Source organism: Dietzia sp. DQ12-76 (assembly GCF_014145045.1).
Lineage (GTDB): Bacteria > Actinomycetota > Actinomycetes > Mycobacteriales > Mycobacteriaceae > Dietzia.
In genome coordinates this window covers 1-5,456 of sequence record NZ_JAALDV010000428.1, presented here as the reverse complement: position 1 = coordinate 5,456, position 5,456 = coordinate 1, and the positions used below count along the sequence as shown (strand labels likewise).

The window sequence follows — 5,456 nt, the reverse complement described above, 5'->3', positions numbered from 1 at the left end:
GGCGACCGGACTCGATCGCGATGAACGCGGCGAGGGTCACCGCCAGCACGCCGTAGCCGACGAGCGCAGCCGAGGCGGTCCAGCCGGTTCGTGGCCCCTCGATCAGCAGGCCCACGGCCACGACGAGAAGCACGATGAGCAAGGCCTGCCCGGGCGCGTCGATCCGTCGGATGTGCTGCCCGCGCGATTCGGGGACCACGAGCGCCACCAGCACGAGGGCGAGCAGCACGACGGGGACGTTGATCCAGAACACCGCACGCCAGTCGAACGAGGAGATCAAGACCCCACCCGTGACAGGGCCGGCCGCCATGCTGAGCCCGAAGATCGCTCCCCAGATACCGATCGCCGTGGCCCGCTCGCGCGGGTCGGTCATCACGTTCACGACGATCGCCAGCGCGACCGGGGTCAGCATGGAGGCGCCGACGCCCTGGACGGCCCGCGCGGTGATGAGGACGCCGAGGGTCGGCGCGGACGCACACGCCAACGAGGCGATTCCGAACACCACCAGACCGGTCGTGAACACCCGGCGGCGGCCGACGCGGTCTGCCAGGGCGCCCGAGGTGATCAGCAGAGCCGCAAACACCACCGTGTAGGCGTCCACCACCCACGACAACCGGTCAGCTCCCACGCCGAGAGCCCCGCCGATCTCTCCCAGTCCGATGGTCACGATCGTGGTGTCCACTCCCACCAGGAACAGCGCGAAGCCGCACACCGCCACCACCGCCCACCGGCGGCGACTCGGTGCAACGGGAGCGGGGACAGACGTCTGGATCACGCGGACACCAGCCTTTCCACAGGGGAGATCGTTCGCGGTCAATGCTCGCGGGTCCCTGCCCGGTGCTCCCAGGACTTTTGCGGAATCTGCAAAGATGAGGAGGTGCACGCGGAGGTGTCGAGGATCATCGAGGCGATCGGACCCCGTCTGCGTGCCCTCAGGACCAGCCGCGGACTCACGCTGGGCGAGCTGGCGGAGCAGACCGGCCTGTCGGTCAGCGCCCTGTCCCGACTCGAGACCGGCCACCGACAACCGACCCTGGACCTGCTCATCCCGCTCGCTCGGGCTCACCGGGTGGCGCTCGACCGACTCATTGCCGCGCCCGCCACCCGCGACCCCCGGCTGCACCTCGAACCCCACCAGCACACCGGCGGTGGCGTGATCGTGCCTCTGACCCGCTACCCCGGACGGGTTCAGGTCTTCAAGCACATCGTCGGTCCCCGCGAACCCACCCTGACGTCCCACCCTGGCCACGCCTGGCTCTACGTGCTCGCCGGCACCCTTCGCCTGCTGCTCGACACCGACGAGCACCTCCTCGGCCCCGGGGAGACCGCCGAGTTCGATCCCCGCATCCCGCACTGGTTCGGCCCGGCCGATGACACCGCGGTGGAGATCCTGCACCTGTTCGGGCCGCACGGCGACCGAGCCGTCACCCGCGTCGATCGCACGACGCCGGACGACTCACGTCACCCGGTGGGCGACCTACCCGATCAGTCCCCCGACGCCACCCGCTCGTAGTGCGCCCGGCGCAGGGGCAGCGGGAGTTCGTTCACCGTGAGTTCGGAGGTCTCGAGCCACCGGATGAGTCCGTTGACCTCCGGGGTGGTCCGCACGGGCCCGATCGTCACCACGTGTCCTCGGGGCTCGCGGGTGACGCGATGGCACCGTTGCACTAGGACGACGGGGCCGTCCGCGTTCGACTCCCGTGCGGCCCCACACCTGCCGCCGAAGAGGCAGGTGGCGCGCGCCAGCACTCCGTGGGCAGAGCGGCCCACCGCCCGGCTCAGGGCCGAGAGCAGCGCGGACTCCCTCTCCCCGCCGCACGTGCCGCAGTACATCAGCGTGAAAGCGTTCTGCGGTCGGTCGCCGGGGTTCGGGCGAGGCGGGTTCTCCGGGTGATGGGACTTCGTCATCGTCTGCTCCTCTCATCCGTCCCGGCTGTCGACCGGGCGCGGGACCCGTTCCGGGCGGGACTCCTCTGGGCGGGGCTCTTCTGGGCGGGATCACCGGCCGGTTCGGCCCGGTCCCACATCCGTCGATACCGTCCGTCCGTGCTCAGCAGCTGCGCATGGGTACCGCGCTCGATCACCCGCCCCTGCTCCAGGACGACGATCTCGTCGGCTCGGGTGACCGTGCCGAGGCGATGTGCGATGAGCAGGACGGATCGTCCGCGGGCCAACTCAGCGATCCCCTCCGAGACCTCGCTCTCGGTCCGGGTGTCCAGGGCCGAGGTGGGCTCGTCCAGCACTACGACCGGTGCATCCACGAGCAGGGCCCGGGCGATGGCCACGCGCTGCCGCTGTCCCCCGGACAGCCCGGCTCCGTCCTCCCCCAGACGCGTGTCGTATCCGTGGGGCAGGTCGCTGATCGCGGCGTGGAGCTGCGCGCGCGTGGCCGCGTCGACGATGTCGGCACGGTCGGCGTCGGGGCGGCCGAGCGCGATGTTCTCGGCCACCGTCCCCGGCACCAGATGGGTGTGCTGGAACACCTGGGTCACCGTGGCCGCGAGGGTGTCCGGGGCGATCTCGCGGACGTCCACTCCGCCGATCCTCACCGACCCGGCGGCGGGATCGTCGAGGCGTGAGAGCAGGCCACCGAGCGAGGACTTCCCGCTGCCCGAGTGGCCGACCACGGCGACCATCCCCTTCTCGGGGAGTTCCAGATCGATCCCCCGGAGCGCCGGGGTGCCGTCCGGGTAGTCGTATCCCACGTCGTCGAACCGCACCTCGACACCTCGTGGTGTCCGGGGCTCCGCCGGATCGGGAAGCTGCGGGATCTCGGCCACCGATCGCAGCCGCTCCAGGGCCGAGCGGGTCACGTGCCACTGCTCCCCCACCGACAGCGCGGCCACCAGAGGCCGGTAGACGGCGATCGCCACGAGGAGGAACCCCACGGCGATCTCCGTTCCGCGGCCGGCCACCACCGCCATCAGCACCGGGACGCCGGCCATGAGGACAGCCGAGGCCAGCATCAGCGGGGGGATCAGCCTGCCGAGCATCCGCACCGAGGAGTCGCGCAGGTCAAGCGCCGTTGCGCGCAGGACGTCGGCGATCCGCCCCGGCGCCGCGAGGACCCTCCACACGGTGATCCCGGTGAGCACGTCGACGAACCGCGCCGAGGACTCGGCCTGCAGGGTGGTCCGCTCCCGGGCGGCGGCGGTCGTCCGGGTCCCCGCCCACACGGTCGCCGGGATCGCCGCGAGGACGGCGCCGGCGAGCACGAGAGCGACGACCGGGTCGTAGACGGCCGCGGCCACCACGACGAAGACCGGCAGCCCGAGAGCCTGTCCCAGCTTGGGCAGCCCTTCGGACAGGAAGTCCTCGATCTGCTGCATGTCACCCGTGAGCAGGGCCTGGATCTCCCCGCGGCGGCGACCGGTGGCCGTCGGGACGGGCACGCGGAGCAGGTGCTCGAGCACCCACTCGCGGACATGAGCGGACACCTGGTAGGAGGCCAACCAGGAATCCCTGGCGGCCAGATACGAGGCGAGCAGTTGTCCGATGAGCGTTGCCACGGCCACCACGGTCACCTGAACGGCCCGGTTCCTGTCGACCTGCCCACCGCGGGCCAGGTCGACGACGAGGGTGATCAGCACCCCGTAGAGCAGCCCGCCGAGCAGGGACTGGACGATCCGCCAGCCCACCCCGCGCAGGACGCGGACCCGTTCGGCCCCGGCGATCCGCCACATCGTGCCCACTCCGCTCATCGGATCCCCGCCCCCGCCCGCGACTCGGCCTCGGTCAACTCGGCATAGAGCCCGCCGCGGTCGAGCAGTTCGTCGTGAGTGCCCTGCTCGGCGATCGCGCCCCGGTCGAGCACCACGATGTGATCCGCCCGGCGGGCCAGCGCGATCCGGTGGGTCGCCATCACGAGCGTCCTTCCCCGGCACCACCGCGAGATCGACTCCCACAAATCGTCCTCGGTGAGCGGGTCGACCGAGGCGGTCGGCTCGTCCATCAGGACCAGCCAGGCGTTGACGACGAGGGCCCGCGCGAGCGCGAGTCGCTGCCGCTGCCCCCCGGACAGACCCGAACCCGCCTCGCCGAGACGCCGATCGAGGACCGGGTCCCCGAGCTCCCAGAGGAGACCGACGACATTCAGCGCGTCGAGCAGGAGACCGTCGGGGGCGTCGGGCGCCCCCATCCGGAGGTTCTCCCCGATCGAGCCGGCGAACAGCAGGGGATTCTGAGCGGCCAGGCTCACCCAACGGCGGCCGGGGACGCCCAGTAGGTCGGCGGTGGGCACGCCACCGAGCATGATCTCACCGACGGGTGGTCTCTTCACCCCGGCGATCACCTCCAACAGGGTCGTCTTGCCCGATCCGGACTCCCCCACGAGGGCGACCGTCGTACCCTCCGGGACCCGAAACGAGACGCGTCGGAGCGTGCTCTCGCGCCCCCGGTGACCGAAGTCGAGGCCGTCGACGACCAGGGTGCGATCCCTCGGCTCCCGGCCGGTCACCGTCGTCGGCTCACGCGGGGCCAGGTCGAGCTGCTCCTCGACCGCTCGGGCGCTCGCCGCCGCGAGGGGAAGAGAGTGCATCCGGTAGAAGAGTGTGACGAGCGGAACCGTGTAGGCCGGGGCCAGGACCACGAACAGCAGGAACGTGTCCACCTTGAGCCTCCCGGCAGCGAGCAACCAGGCCCCGAGCACCGCGACGACCGCCGGGGTGGCGGTGACCAGAGGCGAGAACCAGGCACCCCAGCGGAGGAACGCCGCTCCCCACGCGGACTGGAGGCGCGCGGTGCGTTGGATCGCGGACACCGCCGTCGACCCCGACGTCCGCGCGCCGAAGACCCTGATCTCCGCGAGGGCGGTGAGCTGGTCCATCATCGCCCGACCCATCGCCGCGTTGGCCTCGACGAACTCGCCCATCCGGTGGGCGTTGGACCGCATCGCCCGCCGCATCGTCCAGAAGGCCAGCGGGGCCACCGCCGCGCACGCCAGGGCCAACCGCCAGTCCTCACCCAGGAGCCACACCGTCATGGCGAGCCACACCGTCACACTGGCCGCGAACTCCGGGACGCCGTGGGCCAGGATCCCCTCGAGACGCTCGACCTCCTCCCCCGCGGCAGAACGGGCGGAGGCGGTGTGACGGTCCGACAGGTCGGACAACTCCGCCACGGACCACGCTTCTCCGAGGGCGATGCGGATCCGCGCGATCACCTCGAAGGCGGCACGGTGCGCCAGCGCGGTCGCGGCACCGAAGGTGAGATAGGTGACGACGACCCCCGCAGCGGCGAGAGCGACCGCCTGGGGCACCGCCATCCCCCCGTGGCCCACCACCACGTGCACGAGCAGACGGTAGACGGCGTAGGGCACCGCGAGCTCAGCGAAGGCGGACACCACGGCGAGCGACACCGCGGCCGCGAGCAGGCGGCGGGACCCGCCGAGGTGGGGGCGCACCAGCCGTGGCACGGCCCGATAGTCGAATCCCGAGGCGCTCACTGCGGCTCTCCTC

5 protein-coding genes are annotated in these 5,456 nt (G+C 71.7%); 1 reads left to right on the top strand and 4 read right to left on the bottom strand.

Features of this window, described 5'->3' with window-relative positions; translation table 11 throughout:
• On the bottom strand, positions 1–775 hold a 775-nt coding region (locus G6019_RS13945), incomplete at its 3' end, for an MFS transporter (RefSeq protein WP_182627829.1).
• A 114-nt stretch (positions 776–889) separates the two neighbouring features.
• Between G6019_RS13945 and G6019_RS13940 the strand changes: the two genes are divergently transcribed.
• Positions 890–1,513, top strand: a complete 624-nt coding sequence (locus tag G6019_RS13940; protein WP_309230249.1) for a helix-turn-helix domain-containing protein — start codon at positions 890–892, stop codon at positions 1,511–1,513.
• On the opposite strand, the gene G6019_RS13935 is transcribed toward G6019_RS13940, so the two are convergent.
• The 3 genes from G6019_RS13935 to G6019_RS13925 are packed head-to-tail and all read right to left on the bottom strand — an operon-like array spanning position 1,486 to position 5,443.
• Positions 1,486–1,908 carry a hypothetical protein gene (locus tag G6019_RS13935; protein ID WP_182612582.1) on the bottom strand — a complete coding sequence of 141 codons (423 nt, stop codon included), beginning with the start codon at positions 1,906–1,908 and terminating at the stop codon, positions 1,486–1,488. The two genes, G6019_RS13940 and G6019_RS13935, sit on opposite strands and share 28 nt — an antisense overlap.
• On the bottom strand, positions 1,905–3,701 hold the full coding sequence (locus G6019_RS13930; RefSeq protein ID WP_182612584.1) for an ABC transporter ATP-binding protein: 1,797 nt from the start codon (positions 3,699–3,701) through the stop codon (positions 1,905–1,907). The genes G6019_RS13935 and G6019_RS13930 overlap by 4 nt, the downstream gene beginning before the upstream one ends.
• Positions 3,698–5,443, bottom strand: a complete 1,746-nt coding sequence (locus G6019_RS13925) for an ABC transporter ATP-binding protein (RefSeq protein ID WP_182612586.1) — start codon at positions 5,441–5,443, stop codon at positions 3,698–3,700. The genes G6019_RS13930 and G6019_RS13925 overlap by 4 nt, the downstream gene beginning before the upstream one ends.
• Positions 5,444–5,456 lie beyond the last annotated feature (13 nt).